The following is a 14,251-nucleotide window of genomic DNA, read 5'->3' on the forward strand; positions in this document are numbered from 1 at the left end:
CTCAGTTCGCGTGAAAAAGCGGGCGCTCGCCGTCGCCGATGAGCGCGAAACCGGACCAGTAGAATGGGTGGGAGGTGCGGGGATCGTCCATCAGTTGGGCCTGTGCCGCCAGCAGCGCGTCGCCAACTGCGGCGCCCGGCGCGGCATCGAACATGCTCTGGAACAGTCGCTTCGTAGCATCGAACTCGTCGGGCGCCGGCCAGTGGCTGGCGATCACCTGCCGTCCACCGGCCCCGATGAAGGCGCGAACGAGCCCGTCGAGCGCTTGGCCGCCGCCGCCCTCGACACCGGCGGCTTGCGTGGCCTCGAGCCCTGCCAGGCTGGCGGTATTACAGGCCGAAAGGATGACCAGATCGGCATCGAGCTCGAGGTCGAAGATGTCGCCGAACTGGAGCAGGCCGTCCGAACCGGGGCCGCCGAATGACGTCAGCAAAGCTGGCCGGATCGGGCACGAGGGACGCGGCGCGGTGACGATGCCGTGGGTTGCGAAATGGACGATGCGGAATCCGTCGAGATCGCCGCGCCCTTCGATGGCCGTGTCGGTGAACGCCGACCCCGTTATCAGCTCGGAGCTGCTTTCCCCCAGTTCGCGGCTCGCGGTGACGAGCTCCTCTTTGGAGATTGGCCGGTTCCATGCCGCTAGGGGAATTTCGCAGCCCAACTCGTCCCCGGTACTCGCACTCCGCACAAGCGAGGCCTGGGTTATCGGGCCGACCGGCTGGTTCTGTCCCAGCCCCAGGTAGAGCGACGCCGCCTTCGACGATGGTGCCTTGCGCGCATCGCGGAAGCTCGCGGGCGAAAGTGACGTGCTTATGGCCCGATCCCGGCCGAGCCAATCTACGCCCCGGAAGTCGTACTCGTCCCCGCCTTCGTCTACCCGCCGATTGTACGCGTCGACACCCCCCTGGCCCGCGACCAGCAAGTTGACCGGCAGTTCCATGAGCGCCCCGTCCGGTTCGAAGACGAGATGCTTCACGCCGGCAAGGTCGCCCGCAATCGGGCTCATCAGGTCATTGAACAACGCGCGGGCGGTGTCGATGTCGAAGGGGAACGTCGCGTTGACCCCGCCCAAGGTTACCGAAATGCTGTCCCGCAAGCGATTTACGAGCCCGGCCACTTCCGCTGCGCTGGCGCCCACCTTCCATCCGGTTGCCTTAGTCGGAGAGAGATAGACCGAATACATCGAGCCGCCGACCTTTACGAGCTGTAGGTAGGCCTCGTCCGCGCTCAGAATAGACCGTAGCTCGTCTGCCGTCATGTTCTCGCGCGCCTGCGAACGATAGGCAGGATAGGCAGACAGCTTGTCCAGCAGTTCGACCTGGCTCTGCTCGAGCCGCGTGCGGCGAGCGTCAAGCTCGGCCAGCGCCGCGGGATCAGGCTGCTCGGCACCGGGCGCAGTGTATTGCGCGCGGGTGAGATCGATCCGGTTGATCTCCCGCCGCACCGCCGTTTCGCGGCGGAACAAATCGGAAGCCTCGCCGTCGCCCGCCTCCAGTCTGCGCGAAAGCTGTGCAAGAGTCTGCGCCGCGCCCGGTCGCTCGATCAGTTGCGCAGCCGCAAACAGGTCCGACACCAGCTCCGGCTGCTGCGGAACGCTTGCCGCGAGCATGTCGAAATAGGGCACTAGCTGGTTTTCGAGCCCGATGAGCGCGGCACGGTCTTGGGCGGTCTCGGCGACAATCGCCTTGTAGAAATCCATCGCCTGCGCGGCCTGTCCATGTCGCGCCAGGAAGGCCGCGAGTCGCGCCTTCGCGGCACTGACCGAGGCGGTTTCGGGATAGCGCAACTCGGTGAGCGCGAGCGCTTCGCGCAACAGCCCCTCGGCCTGCGCATCCTGGCCCAGCGCCTCGTGAGACAGCGCCATCTCACTCATGAGTTGCGCTTCCAATCGTGCGGCTGAGATTACTCGCCCTTCGCGGATCGACGCGATGCGCTGGCGGGCGTCGGTGAGGGTCGCCAGTGCATCGCCTGGCTTGCCTTCGAGGCGGTCGGCTGTGGCCGCCAACTGGCGGGCCTGGGCATCGATGATCGCGGCACGCTCGACCGTCGTGAGCCGTGTGTCTTGGGAAACCGCGTCGGTCAAACCGGCTGCAATGCCCGAGTTAAGGCCATTGGACAGCGCAGGGTCGATCATTGCCGAGCCGTCCCCCGTTGCCACGGGGTCGACGAGTTCGGGGACCGCTCGTGCGAAAATCTCACGCGCGGCGGCCATGTCGCCGCGGTTGATCGCGTCAATCGCCTCAAAGTTGCGCAGCAGTCGCGACTGGATCGGGTCGCGCAGCTCCATCGCCCGCGCATTTTCGAATACGCGAGCGGCCTCTTGGTAGCGCCCGAGATTGGATAACTGCAGTGCCCGGTTGACCAGCACTTCGTGCCGCGCCGTCGCGGCGGCAGCCGGGTCCTGGGGTGCGCTTGCAGCCAAGAGGTCGGGGCGGAAGTATTCCTCCGCGCCGGAAAAGTTTCCCGCGTTGTTTTGGCGATAGCCCTGTCCGATCAGCAGCGATGTTTCGCCGAGGCTCGCGCGCGCCAGTGCCAGCGACCCCGCTCCCCCGGTAGTGACGATTTCGACCTGGCCGGGGACCACGCGGTCCTCCGCGATGCTCGCGAGCGCCAGGCGCAGCGCGCTGTCGAACGCCGCGAGGCCTTCGACAACTGTGGTCCGACCGCCCGAGGCGACCTGGTAGCTCAGCCATTCGAGGCCGCTGCTGCCTTCGCGGCAAGTGCGCACGGTCGCGCCGGCCGTTCCGCCGGCGGCTACCTGGGCCTCGCCACAGGCGAGCGCCACGCTGCGGTCGCGGGCAACCCGGTCGAGAGCGTCTCCGGCGCCGCGCCAGCTGTAGGCGGTGCCGACCGGGCGCGTCACGTCGCGGCATATCAGCGCCCACTTGCGGTCGTAAATCGAGCTGCGCACGGCGCCCAGCCGAACGCCTTGCGCTTCGCACACGGCCCCGGCATCGCCGATCGCGAAGCGCTCGCCGGCCAGCGGCGATCCGGGCTCGGCAAGCGCACCGTGCGCTCCGAGCGCAGCCGCCAATGCGGCAGCCATGCGAAATAAAGTGAAGTGCACCGTTTCCCCTCTCAAACAGCGACTCCGAAGAGGCGGCCGGAATCTGCGCCATGCCCGCGCACAGGGCAAGGGCCCTATTTATACAACTGCACTTCGCTTGCGGACCGGCCGATTTTGGTATGTCATTGCCCGCACAAGAAAAGCAGGGTCGAGTCGCGCCAAGCAGGGGGGATAACCATGGCCGTTTCGGATCACGTTGACTTTGTGCAATTCATGGAAGGCGTGAAGCGCCGCAATCCGCATCAGCCGGAGTTCGTCCAGGCGGTACAGGAAGTCGCCGAAGACATTTTCGACTTCATGCAGGACAAGGAGGAATACCACCAGGCCCAGATCCTTCGCCGCATTGCCGAGCCCGACCGCGTGGTCAGCTTCCGCGTCTGTTGGGAGGACGACGCGGGTAATATCCGCGTCCAGCGCGGCTGGCGGGTGCAGAACAACAATTCCATCGGCCCCTACAAGGGCGGCATCCGCTTCCACCCGAGCGTGAACGAGAGCGTGCTCAAGTTCCTGGCTTTCGAGCAGACCTTCAAGAACGCGCTCACCGGGCTACCGATGGGTGGGGGCAAAGGCGGCTCGAACTTCAACCCCAAGGGCAAGAGCGTGCGCGAGATCATGCGCTTCTGCCAAAGCTTCATGACCGAGCTGTACCGGCATATTGGCGCGGACGTGGACGTGCCGGCCGGCGACATCGGTGTCGGCGGGCGCGAGATCGGCTACATGTTCGGCCAGTACAAACGCATCACGAACCACTTTACTGGGGTGCTGACGGGCAAGGGGCTCGAATGGGGCGGTTCCCTCATCCGCACCGAAGCCACCGGCTATGGCGCAGTCTACTTTCTGGCCAATATGCTGGCGACCCGCGGCCAGGACCTGACCGGCAAGACGGCGGTCATCTCCGGTTCGGGCAATGTCGCCACTCACGCGGCAGAGAAAATCGTGCAACTGGGTGGCAAGGTGCTGACGCTCTCCGATTCAGGCGGTTTCGTCCATGATCCAGACGGGTTCTCGCAGGAGAAGATCGACTGGGTGAAGACTCACAAGACTCACCGCCGCGGGCGAATCGAGGAATATTGCGAGGCGTTCAAGGGCGCGACATTCCATGCGGGCAAGACCCCGTGGGCGGTGAAGTGCGACGTCGCGCTTCCCTGCGCCACCCAGAACGAACTGCTCGGCGAAGACGCGCGCACCCTGGTTGCGAACGGCTGCGTCGCCGTGAGCGAGGGTGCAAATATGCCCACCGACCTCGAGGGGGTGCATGTCTTCAAGGCCGCGAAGTTGCTTTATGCGCCCGGCAAGGCCTCGAACGCGGGCGGCGTCGCTGTGTCGGGCCTCGAAATGAGCCAAAATTCCGAACGCCGCGCGTGGAAGGAAGATGAGCTCCAGCAAATGCTCAAGGACATCATGCTGGGCATCCATTCGACCTGCCAGCGCTACGGCGACCAAGGCGGCGGTTATATCGACTACGTCAAAGGCGCCAACATCGGCGGTTTCAAGAAGGTTGCCGATGCCATGCTCGCGTTCGGGGTGGTCTAGCCGTACATTCCCCGCTTGGGGCCGAGATAGCCGAACAGGTACGCGCCGACCTTGCGCATCTGGATCTCCTCGGCCCCCTCGGTGATGCGGTAGCGGCGGTGGTGGCGGTAGATGTGTTCGAACGGCTTGTGCCGTGAGTAGCCGATGCCGCCATGCACCTGCATCGCCCGGTCGGCCGCCTGGCACACCAGCCGGTTCGCCCAGTAATTGCACATGCTGACCTTGTCGGAGATCGTCCGTTCGATGTCCTCGTGCGGCATGTTGTCCATTTCCCAGGCGGTCTTGTAGATCAGCAGCCGCAGCATCTCGCACTGGGTGGCAAGCTCCACCAACGGGAACTGGATTGCCTGATTGCGCGCGAGTTCTTCCCCGAAGGGCTTGCGCTCCCGCGCGTATCGCACGCTTTCTTCGACGCAGTAGCTGGCCGCGCCCAGGCTGCTGGCGGCCTGGCGGATCCGGTTCTGGTGGACGAAGCTCTGCGCGAGCGAGAGCCCGCGTCCCTCGGCGCCCAGGATAGCGCTTTCTGGCACCCAGACATTGTTGAACGAAAGCCGAGGATGGTCGGTGGGCATGTTGAACGTCCACATCCATTCCTCGATCTCGAGGCCGGGTGTCGGATTGGGCACCAGGAAGCAGGTTATCCCACGCGCGTCTCCCGGCTCCCCGCTCGTCCGCGCAAACGTTGCGCAGTGCGTGGCGACGTGCATGCCGGTGATCCACATCTTCTCGCCATCGATCCGCCAGCCGTCGATCCCGTCGCGCGTCTCGCGAACCGCGCGGGTCTCCATCCAGGTCGCATCGCTGCCATGGTGCGGCTCGGTCAGGCCGAAGGCGACGCGGCGACGGCCCTCGAACCCTCCCAGGATGTACTCGTGCTTCTGCTCCTCGGTCCCGAACGTCTCGAACATCGCCACAAACGGGAAGTTGCCGACGATCGAGTGTTCGTTCTGAAGGTCGTTGTGGAGGCCAAGACCGCGGGCAGCAAAGCGATCGCGGATCACCGCCATCGCCAAATTCGACCCTTCCTGGCCGCCGTATTTCTTGGGGGCGGAGAAACGCCAGTGACCTGCCTTGTCCGCGATCTTGCGCGACTGTCGCAGAAGGTCCTCCCAATCGCGGCGAGGCAGGCCGCCCTTGTCCCAGTCCGTGCGAGAATGCTCTCGCCGGTGATCGAAAAACCGAACGTTGTCATCCTTTGCTACCAGCGGCTCGATCTCGGCCTCGATGAAGGTCGCCAGTTGGGCGTAGTATTCCTCGATCTCGCGCGGAATCGTGAAGTCCATTCGGCTTTCTCCCTGCGCGGTGGGTGGACCGGGTGCCGCTTTTAGGCAAGGGTCGCTGCATGCCTGCCGACGCATCGCCGCCTGTCGCCGCCTTGGGAAGCGCTGGAAGCGCGCCGGTCGATGTCGAGGCTCTCGCGGTAGCCTTGCTCCAGTCCGCACGCGATTCCGGGTTGGCGGCTACAGCGGTCGACGGACTTGCCCGCCTGGGGGGCGGCGCGAGCAAGGAGATGTGGCGCTTCGATCTGAAGGTCGAAGATGGCGACGCGCTTCGGCTCGTCCTGCGCCGCCAGCCGCCGGGCCGCATGCGCGCCAGCCAGGGCTTGCCTAGCGTGGCGGCGGAGGCCGCACTCGTGCGGCTCGCCGAGCGGGCCGGAATCCCGGTTCCCGCGATCGCCTTCGAGTTGCCTGAAGGATCGCCCGCCGGAGACGGCTACGCAATGGCGCGGCTCGACGGAGAGACTGTCGGCGGTAGGGTGTTGAAGCTGCCCGAACTCGCAGAGGCGCGCACCGGAATGGCGCGTCGCTGCGGCGAGATTCTCGCGCGCCTTCACGCTTCCACGGGTCATGAGGACCTCGGCTTGCCCTCGCGCGGAGCGCGCGATGAATTGAATGCGCTTGAGGCGCGGCATCGCGAGACGGGCCAGGATCGCCCGGTGTTCGAATTCGCGCTGCGGTGGCTGCACGACAACCTTCCGGAGGAGCGCGGGCGGACGCTGCTGCATGGCGACTTCCGCAACGGCAACCTGATGGTCGGTCCGGAGGGCATTCGCGCCGTGCTCGACTGGGAACTCGCCCATGTCGGGCCTCCCGCCTACGACCTGGCATGGATCTGCGTGCCGAGCTGGCGCTTCCAACGGCCCGAGCTGCCGGTCGGCGGCTTCGGCAGCCGCGAGGACCTTCTCGAGGGCTACGCGGCGGCCGGCGGCGCGCCGGTCGACTTGGCAGAGCTGCACGCATGGGAGGTGTTCCAGACCATGAATTGGGGCGTCATGTGCGCAGGGGCCGCGAAGGCTTTCATGGATGGCGCTCGCTCGCTCGAAGGTGCGGTCATCGCGCGTCGGGCCTCGGAGACCGAATTCGACCTAATGCGCATGCTCGCGCCCGATCACCCTGCCTGGAAGGAGGCGCTGGGTGCAGGATGATCCCCCCGCCGGCCTGCTCGTCGCCGAGGCGAGGAAGGCACTAGATGCAGGGCTTGCCCCGGGCTTCCCGCAGAAGGTCGCGGCCAACGCATTGGGTATCTCGCAGCGCGAACTCGAACTCGGACCTTCCTACGCGGACGAGGAACTCGCGAGGCTCGCCGAGTTGCTGGGGGAGACGGGCCGCATCGAAGACCTCAATGCGCAACTGGTAAATACAATTCGGGCTGGTGACGCCATGCGCGAGAGCGACGTCACGCGGCACCTGATCCTGACAACCTTCGCCAAGCTTTCCATCGACCAGCCGGGATATCGCGGCTTCCGGGCGCTCCGGGGTGAGCTCTAAGCCAAACCACTGGGGCCCTGGGTGCGAGCGCCACTCTCGGCGGGGCCGCCATCGAGCAACTCCGCGAGCAAGGTGACCAGCATCCTTTCGTTGGCCGGTTTTTGCAGTCGCGGGACCCGCCCAAGGCCCGAGGGGATAGATCCTTCGTCATAACCGGTAAGGAATGCGAACGGCACTCCCTCTTGGCGAAGATAGTCGGCCGTCGCGAAGTCCGGCCCCGCGCCGAGGTTGATGTCGAGCAAAGCGGCGTCGATGGTCCCCCCTTCGAGAAGCTCCGGAACATCCTCCGCCCGCCCGGTGGGGCCTACCACCGTTGCCCCCCGGCGTTCGAGCGCATCCTTTATGTCGCGCGCCTGGAAGTATTCGTCTTCCACCAGCAGGATCGTCCGGCCCTGGAGGTGCGGTGAGATCATGACACGTGATCCCGTGCGGGAGTGGTCTCCAGGATGCTGGCGCCTTCGAGAAGGGGGAAGCCGATCTTTGCCAACACGCTTTCGCCCTCTATCCGAAGACTTGCCTCACCGTTAAGTTCATAGGGAACACGCTCCTCGATCAATTCGGTTCCAAAGCCCGCGGTGATCGGTCGTGGCGTCAGCCGAATGCAGCGTTCGTTCCAAACGAGTTCGACCCACTGCTGTCCGTTGCGCGTCGTGGTGTCCCAAGTGACCGAAAGTCGGCCGTCCTGATTGGACAGTGCCCCATACTTGAGCGAATTTGTCGCCAGTTCGTGAAGCGCGAGAGTCAGCACTTCGGCTGCCTTGGGTGACAGGCCCACGGCTGGCCCGCCGACCTGCATGCGCCGTTCGTCGATCAGCTGGGATTCCAGCTCATCCCACACGAGGCCCTCGAGATCGACTCTGGCGCCGGGTTCGCGGGTCAGCAGCACTTGTGTGCGCGCCAGCGCGTCGAGCCGGCCCACGAGGTGCGCGGAGAATTCGTCGATATCTTCGTGCCCGTGCGCGGTGAAACGCACCATCGAGCGGATCATCCCAAGAATGTTCCGCACGCGGTGCTGGAGTTCGGCAAGGAGCAGTTCCTGCCGCTGGCCCGCCGCATGCTGCTCAGTGACGTCCTGGCCGATCTTGAGGAAGCCGATGAGCTTGCCATCGGGGTTGCGCAGCGCAGTCGATACGCCGTCGATGAACACCCGCGCCCCGCCTTTGCGGACGTGCCAGCGCACGTCGCCCGCCTTCCCGTGCTCAGCGGCGGTCGCGCGCTCCCGCTCTGGCTGCTTTGCCGCGCGGTCCTCCGGCGTGAACAGGATATGGCAGCTCTGCCCGACCATCTCCTGCGCGGAGTAGCCGAAGACGTTCTGGGCCCCCTCGCGCCAGTCGGTGACCATCCCGTCGACGTCGGTCGTGAAAATCGCGTAGTCCTCGGCATTCTCGACTATCAGGCGCATGCGCTCTTCGCTCTCGCGCAAGGCGGCGTCGGATTCGTGCCACTGGGTCGAGTCCTCCATGACGCCGATCATCCGGCACGGCTCGCCGTCGTCGTCATAGAAGAATCGCCCTCGGGCCGAGCACCAGCGTATGGCCCCATCCGGATGTAGGATCCGGAAGGTCTGTACGTAGGGCTCTCTGGCATCGCGGGCCGCTTCAATTGCAGCGACGGTGCCGGCGCGATCGGCGGGGTGGACGCGGGCCAGCCAGGCTTCGAAGGTTGAGGTGCCTTCGCCCTCTTGGTCGCATTCGGTCCCGTTCTGAAGATCGTTCCACGTTAGCACGCCGCTGCGCAGGTCCCAGTCCCAGCTCGCAAGTTGCCCGACGTCGAGCGCAAGAGCGAGCCGCTCCTCGCTCTCGCGCAGGGAGGTCTCTGCCCGTCTGAGGTCGGTTACATCCTGGGCGATGCCGCCCGCGCGCTTCACCTCGCCGTTCTCGCGGATGGGAAAGCCGGTATCGCGAATCCAGCGGACCGATCGATCCGGCCGGATGATGCGGTAGTCGGCGACACAGGGTTCGCCGGCCAACACTCGCGGGAGCGCTTGCACGGCGAGCGCCCGGTCGTCGGGATGTATGAACTCCGCCCAGCGGGAGAGGTCGTCCATCACTTCATGGGGGGCGATGCCCCAGATTCGTTCGAACGCAGGGCTTAGATATTCGAGCCGGCGTGTCTCGGCGTCGATGATCCACAGCGCATCCTGACTGTTGTCGGCGAATTCGCGAAAGCGTCCTTCGCTTTCCCTCAGGGACAGGCCTGTTTCCGGAAGCAGGCTTGCCTTTGAGGCGCGACCGTCAGCCATTGGCGTCCAGTTGCCGCCCTTCGTGGTCGAGGTGCAGATAGTTCGCGTTGAACATCGACAGCCTCGATAACTCATCGAGGTCGAAAATCTTGAGCCGCTTGGCGCGCAACTCGATCAACCCCTGTCGCCGCAATTCCTGCAGGGTGCGGTTGAGATGAACCGAGGTGACCCCTGTAGCCTCAGCTAGGTCGTTCTGGGTGAGGGGGAAATCGATTGTGTTGTCACGCGCAAGCCCGACTGCACGAAGGCGGTAAAACAGTTCGACGAACAAGTGGGCCAGCCGCTCGAGAGCGCTGCGCTGACCGATGTTGAGCAGCCATTCGCGCTGGACGGAGGATTCGACGAGGTGATGCCACAGCAGCGCCTGCGCTACGCGAGGCCGGGCATGAGTGAGCTCTTCCATCAAATCCGGAGGAATGGCGAGGTATTTCACCGGCGTTATGGCGCCGATCGAATGGTCCATGTGCTGCAGGATGTAGACGTTTAGGTCGCAGAAATCGCCCGGAATGAAGAATCCCACGATCTGCCGGCGGCCGTCCGGCAGGTCCTTGTAGCGGCACGCCCATCCAGACACGATCAGCCGCACCACGGTAGGATCCTGCCCTTCGCGCACGATGTCTCCGCGAGCCTTCGCCTCGCAGAGCGGGGCGGCCTTCAACTGGTTCAGTGCCCGGCGATCGTCGGCCGAGAGACGGACATAGCGCTCGAGATTGAGGATCAGGGTTCCCACCAACGAAGAAAACGATGTTATCATCGGCAGATATCCGACTTTGTCAGCAACGCAGTTACATACGTTAAGGGCGCTTCGCGGCCTCCCAGTGAGGTAACAAATGTGAGCCAAATACGTGCCGGCTGGGGGCAGGCTGATCCTAGCGGCGGAGGTCAGCGCGAAGGCGATCGAATGCTGGCGGAGACGGAGGGATTCGAACCCTCGGTACCGGATTTACCAGTACGACGGTTTAGCAAACCGTTGGTTTCAGCCACTCACCCACGTCTCCGGATCGCAGCGGCGAGCGGGCCCTATAGCGAGGGGTCATGGGAGCGGCAAGGCCCGGGCGCGCGAGAAATGGCCGACTCGTTTCACCGCAAATCAGACTCGGCTCGCCGCGCATTCATTGCCGCTTCACCGGCGAAGGAGTCTCCTGACGCCTGGACGCATCCCGGGGTCGGGAACGGAGGGAAATCATGAGTTTGTTGACTGGCTTGTCGCGCCGCGGCTGGATTGCCGCGCTGGGCGCTGCCGCATTTCTCGCCGCGCCGGCGGCGGCGCAGATCGAGACGATCGATCCCAATTCGGGCATCGATGCCGACCTCGCCCAACCGGCCGAGACGCCGGGTGAGCCGGCGCCGTACGAGAACTCGACCACCTACTCGCAAACCCCGCCGCCGGGCGCCCCGGCCGAAGTCGCGCCCGAGTGGACCGACCCGGTTGTCACCAGCGCCGACCCGTCGACCGCCGCGACCCAGGCTGCGGCCGATCCGGCAGTCGCGGCTGCACAGGGCGACACATACAAGAAGGACGACCTGATCGGCGCCGCGGAGGGGGTGTTCGGCAAAGGCGCGGAAGGCGTCGCGCGGATGATCGAAGACCTGCTCGCCAAGCAGGGTGAGCCCAATGCCTACATCGTCGGCCGCGAGGCGGGTGGGGCGTTCGTCGTCGGCGCGCGCTACGGCTCGGGCACGCTCTATCACAAGGTCGAAGGGCAGAAGCCCGTCTATTGGACCGGCCCCTCGGTCGGGTTCGACGCCGGCGCCAACGCCGGCAACACGTTCGTGCTGGTTTACAACCTCTACGACAGCGAAGAGCTGTTCGAGCGCTTTCCCGCCGGGGAGGCGGCCGCATATGCAATCGGCGGCCTCAATGCCTCTTACATGCGCAAGGGCAACGTCGTGCTGATCCCGATCCGTGTCGGTGCCGGCCTGCGGCTCGGGGTTAACGCGGGCTATATGAAGTTTTCCAAGAAGCAGCGCTGGCTGCCGTTTTGACCCACTAAACTTATTATAGGGTCACCTTCCCGGGGGCTGCGACGGCTTAGCTGTTGCGGCCCCTTTCGCTTGCGGTAAACGAGCCGCGCCATGCTCGAACGCCTCGCCCCGCAAGCCCCCGACGCGCTGCTCGCGCTGATCAAGCTCCACAAGGCCGACCCGCGCGCCGACAAGATCGACCTCGGCGTCGGCGTTTATCGCACCGGACAGGGCGACACGCCGGTATTCGGCGCGATCAAGGCGGCCGAAATGCTGCTGGTGCGCGATCAGGATTCCAAGGCCTATCTCGGGCCGGAGGGCGATATGGCCTTCGTCGAGGCTTTGCTGCCCTATGTGTTCGGGGCGGAGGACCCCACTATGGGCGGGAGGATCGAGGGGTTGCAGACGCCCGGCGGCACCGGCGCGGTCCGCCTGGCGACGGCAATCGGCAAGGCTGCGGGTGTGACTCGCGTGCACCTCGGCATGCCAAGCTGGCCCAACCATGCGCAGATCCTGGCCGATCTCGGCCTTGAGACAGTGCCCTTCCAGCATGCTTGCGTGGACGGCACCGCCGATATCGATGCAGTCCTGGCGGCCATCGAGGGAGCGGAGGAAGGCGACGCCGTGCTGCTGCATGGCTGCTGTCACAACCCCACCGGCATCGACTACGACGCCAGCGACTGGGCGCGGATCGCCGCCGCCTTCGCCGCAAGCAAGGCGCTGCCGATCATCGACCTGGCCTACCAGGGCCTTGGCGCGGGCATGGAGGAAGATGCCGCGGGCCTGCGGACGGTGCTCGCCGCGGTGCCGGAGGCGCTGGTCGCTTATAGCTGCGACAAGAACTTCGGCCTTTATCGGGACCGGGTCGGCGCATTTTACATCGTGGCGAACGAAGCCGGCCAGCTGCCGGCGATCGTCTCCAATGCGGCAGCGCTCGCGCGAGCGAACTGGTCGATGCCGCCGGACCACGGCGCGGCGGCGGTGCGCTTGGTACTGGCGGACAAGGCGCTTACCGCGCAGTGGCAGGACGAGCTCGACACGATGCGCACCCGAATCCGCCAGGTCCGCGAGCGGCTGGCGGCGGCGGGCCGCATCGGCACGGTCGACCTCGCCCCGGTGGGCGCGCAGCACGGGCTGTTCTCGGTGCTCGCGTTGTCGAAAGAGCAGATCGCCGCCCTGCGCGAGGATCACGGTATCTACATGGCGGGTTCCGGCCGTATCAACGTCGCCGGCCTGACGGGGGGCAACATCGACAAGTTCGTCGACGCGCTGCGCGAGGTCGCGGGCTGACCTTGGACCGCCAGCCGGTCCTCGAAGGTGAGCGGCTGCTGCTGCGCCCGCTGCGGCCAGAGGACTGGCCGGCGCTTTTTGCCGTCGCCTCGGACCCGCTGGTGTGGGAAGTTCACCCGGCGCACGACCGCTGGCAGGAGGCGGTCTTCCGCGCGTTCTTCGACGAGGCGCTGGCCGAGGGTGGGGCGCTGGTGGCCATCCGTAAGGACGATGGAAAGATCGTCGGCAGCTCGCAGTTCCGCGCTTGCCCGATCTCGCCCGAGGACATCGAGATCGGCTGGACTTTCCTCGCCCGTGAGTGCTGGGGGACCGGTCTCAACCCTGCAATGAAGCGCTTGATGCTGGCGCATGCACTGTTCGATTATCCGCGTGTACTGTTCCGCATCGGTGAAACGAACGGTCGCTCGCGCAAGGCGCTCGAAGCGATCGGTGGACGGCTGACCGACATGGTCGAGGATGGCGAGTACAAGGGCGCGCCTGTGCGCCACGTGGTCTACGAGATCGACCGCGGGAATTTCGCGAGCGGGCCGCTTGGCCGCTGAATTGAAACGGGCGGGGCGCATCGCTGCGCACCCGCCCGCCGTGTTCCCTCCGGAAGCAGCGCCTAGCGGCGCTGGACCGGCTGCTTCTCCGGCGCGACCGAGATGCGAACGGTCTCGCCTGAACGGCCCGGGAAGTCGGTGAACATCGCTTCGACCAGGTTGGGCACGAGATACTGCAGGCGGTTCGAGGTCGACAGCGCCTCGGCCTTGCCCTCGAACAGGCGCTGGCCGCCGCGGTTGTCGATCTTCAGCTCGATCCCACTGGTGTAAACCGTCTGGATGTCGATGCCGTTGTCGAAGAACGGATCGTAGAAGCCGTAGCTCCACGGGCGGGCGCCGTAGAAACCGCGGCCGTAACGAGGGCCGTAAAAGCCCCGGCCGTACCCGAAGCGGCTGTACCCGAGCCGGCTGTAGCCGAACCAAGGATCGTAGAACGGATCGCGGAAGCCCGTCTCGCGGACGCGCTGACGGCCCTTGTCGATTCCGTAGTCGAACCGGACGATCATGTCGGCGCCGTCGGTGCTGTTGACCGGGCGGTAGCCGAGCGAGGCCATTCGGTCGGCGACGTAGGTCGCGTACTGGCGGAACTCGAGGCCGCCGGCGAGCGCCGGATCGTCGGCCACAACGGTGAAAGTCTGGCCCTGCGGTGCCGGCAATGCGCTCTGGAAGCGCTGAACGTCCGCGTTGAATGGGGTGGCACAAGCCGCGAGCGCGCCTAGCGCCAGCGGCGCGGCGACGAGCTTGAGCGTGCGACCCCAATTGGTCTGAATGGACATCGTGCGAAACCCTTCTGTGATGGAGGGACGATGCTCGGCACCCTCAGAAAGCGGGCACAAGCTGTCAC

At 65.5% G+C, this 14,251-nt stretch carries 12 protein-coding genes and 1 tRNA gene; 6 read left to right on the forward strand and 7 right to left on the reverse strand.

The window, feature by feature from the left end; genetic code table 11:
- Window position 1 precedes the first annotated feature (1 nt).
- Window positions 2-3,046 carry a CHAT domain-containing protein gene (locus tag ACWPM1_RS03320; protein WP_455693417.1) on the reverse strand — a complete coding sequence of 1,015 codons (3,045 nt, stop codon included), beginning with the start codon at window positions 3,044-3,046 and terminating at the stop codon, window positions 2-4.
- A 198-nt stretch (window positions 3,047-3,244) separates the two neighbouring features.
- On the opposite strand from ACWPM1_RS03320, the gene gdhA reads away from it, so the two are divergent.
- On the forward strand, window positions 3,245-4,600 hold the full coding sequence (gene gdhA, locus ACWPM1_RS03325) for an NADP-specific glutamate dehydrogenase (RefSeq protein WP_455693418.1): 1,356 nt from the start codon (window positions 3,245-3,247) through the stop codon (window positions 4,598-4,600).
- Here gdhA and ACWPM1_RS03330 read toward each other — a convergent pair.
- Window positions 4,597-5,883 (reverse strand): acyl-CoA dehydrogenase family protein, encoded by a 1,287-nt coding sequence (locus ACWPM1_RS03330; RefSeq protein ID WP_455693419.1) that lies wholly within the window; start codon window positions 5,881-5,883, stop codon window positions 4,597-4,599. The genes gdhA and ACWPM1_RS03330 overlap by 4 nt on opposite strands.
- Before the next feature lie 59 nt (window positions 5,884-5,942).
- Between ACWPM1_RS03330 and ACWPM1_RS03335 the strand changes: the two genes are divergently transcribed.
- Window positions 5,943-7,025 carry a phosphotransferase family protein gene (locus ACWPM1_RS03335; RefSeq protein WP_455693420.1) on the forward strand — a complete coding sequence of 361 codons (1,083 nt, stop codon included), beginning with the start codon at window positions 5,943-5,945 and terminating at the stop codon, window positions 7,023-7,025.
- The gene (locus ACWPM1_RS03340; RefSeq protein ID WP_455693421.1) at window positions 7,015-7,368 is read left to right on the forward strand and encodes a DUF6285 domain-containing protein; all 354 of its coding nucleotides are present in this window, start codon (window positions 7,015-7,017) and stop codon (window positions 7,366-7,368) included. Before ACWPM1_RS03335 ends, ACWPM1_RS03340 begins: the two co-directional genes overlap by 11 nt.
- Here ACWPM1_RS03340 and ACWPM1_RS03345 read toward each other — a convergent pair.
- From ACWPM1_RS03345 to ACWPM1_RS03360, 4 genes are all read right to left on the reverse strand, one after another.
- Window positions 7,365-7,781: a response regulator gene (locus tag ACWPM1_RS03345; RefSeq protein WP_455693422.1), complete on the reverse strand. Its 417-nt coding sequence runs from the start codon at window positions 7,779-7,781 to the stop codon at window positions 7,365-7,367. The two genes, ACWPM1_RS03340 and ACWPM1_RS03345, sit on opposite strands and share 4 nt — an antisense overlap.
- Window positions 7,778-9,610 carry a PAS domain-containing protein gene (locus tag ACWPM1_RS03350; RefSeq protein ID WP_455693423.1) on the reverse strand — a complete coding sequence of 611 codons (1,833 nt, stop codon included), beginning with the start codon at window positions 9,608-9,610 and terminating at the stop codon, window positions 7,778-7,780. The genes ACWPM1_RS03345 and ACWPM1_RS03350 overlap by 4 nt, the downstream gene beginning before the upstream one ends.
- Window positions 9,603-10,364 carry a Crp/Fnr family transcriptional regulator gene (locus ACWPM1_RS03355; RefSeq protein WP_455693424.1) on the reverse strand — a complete coding sequence of 254 codons (762 nt, stop codon included), beginning with the start codon at window positions 10,362-10,364 and terminating at the stop codon, window positions 9,603-9,605. The genes ACWPM1_RS03350 and ACWPM1_RS03355 overlap by 8 nt, the downstream gene beginning before the upstream one ends.
- Before the next feature lie 151 nt (window positions 10,365-10,515).
- Window positions 10,516-10,608, reverse strand: a tRNA-Ser gene (locus tag ACWPM1_RS03360).
- A gap of 187 nt (window positions 10,609-10,795) precedes the next feature.
- Between ACWPM1_RS03360 and ACWPM1_RS03365 the strand changes: the two genes are divergently transcribed.
- The 3 genes from ACWPM1_RS03365 to ACWPM1_RS03375 all read left to right on the forward strand — a co-directional run bounded on the left by ACWPM1_RS03365 (window position 10,796) and on the right by ACWPM1_RS03375 (window position 13,407).
- Complete coding sequence (locus tag ACWPM1_RS03365; protein WP_455693425.1) at window positions 10,796-11,596, forward strand: DUF1134 domain-containing protein; 801 nt, start codon at window positions 10,796-10,798, stop codon at window positions 11,594-11,596.
- 90 nt (window positions 11,597-11,686) lie between these two features.
- On the forward strand, window positions 11,687-12,865 hold the full coding sequence (locus ACWPM1_RS03370; RefSeq protein ID WP_455693426.1) for an amino acid aminotransferase: 1,179 nt from the start codon (window positions 11,687-11,689) through the stop codon (window positions 12,863-12,865).
- 2 nt (window positions 12,866-12,867) lie between these two features.
- Complete coding sequence (locus ACWPM1_RS03375; RefSeq protein WP_455693427.1) at window positions 12,868-13,407, forward strand: GNAT family N-acetyltransferase; 540 nt, start codon at window positions 12,868-12,870, stop codon at window positions 13,405-13,407.
- A 62-nt stretch (window positions 13,408-13,469) separates the two neighbouring features.
- On the opposite strand, the gene ACWPM1_RS03380 is transcribed toward ACWPM1_RS03375, so the two are convergent.
- Window positions 13,470-14,183: a DUF4136 domain-containing protein gene (locus ACWPM1_RS03380; RefSeq protein ID WP_455693428.1), complete on the reverse strand. Its 714-nt coding sequence runs from the start codon at window positions 14,181-14,183 to the stop codon at window positions 13,470-13,472.
- Window positions 14,184-14,251 lie beyond the last annotated feature (68 nt).

The organism is Tsuneonella sp. HG249, from assembly GCF_053819205.1.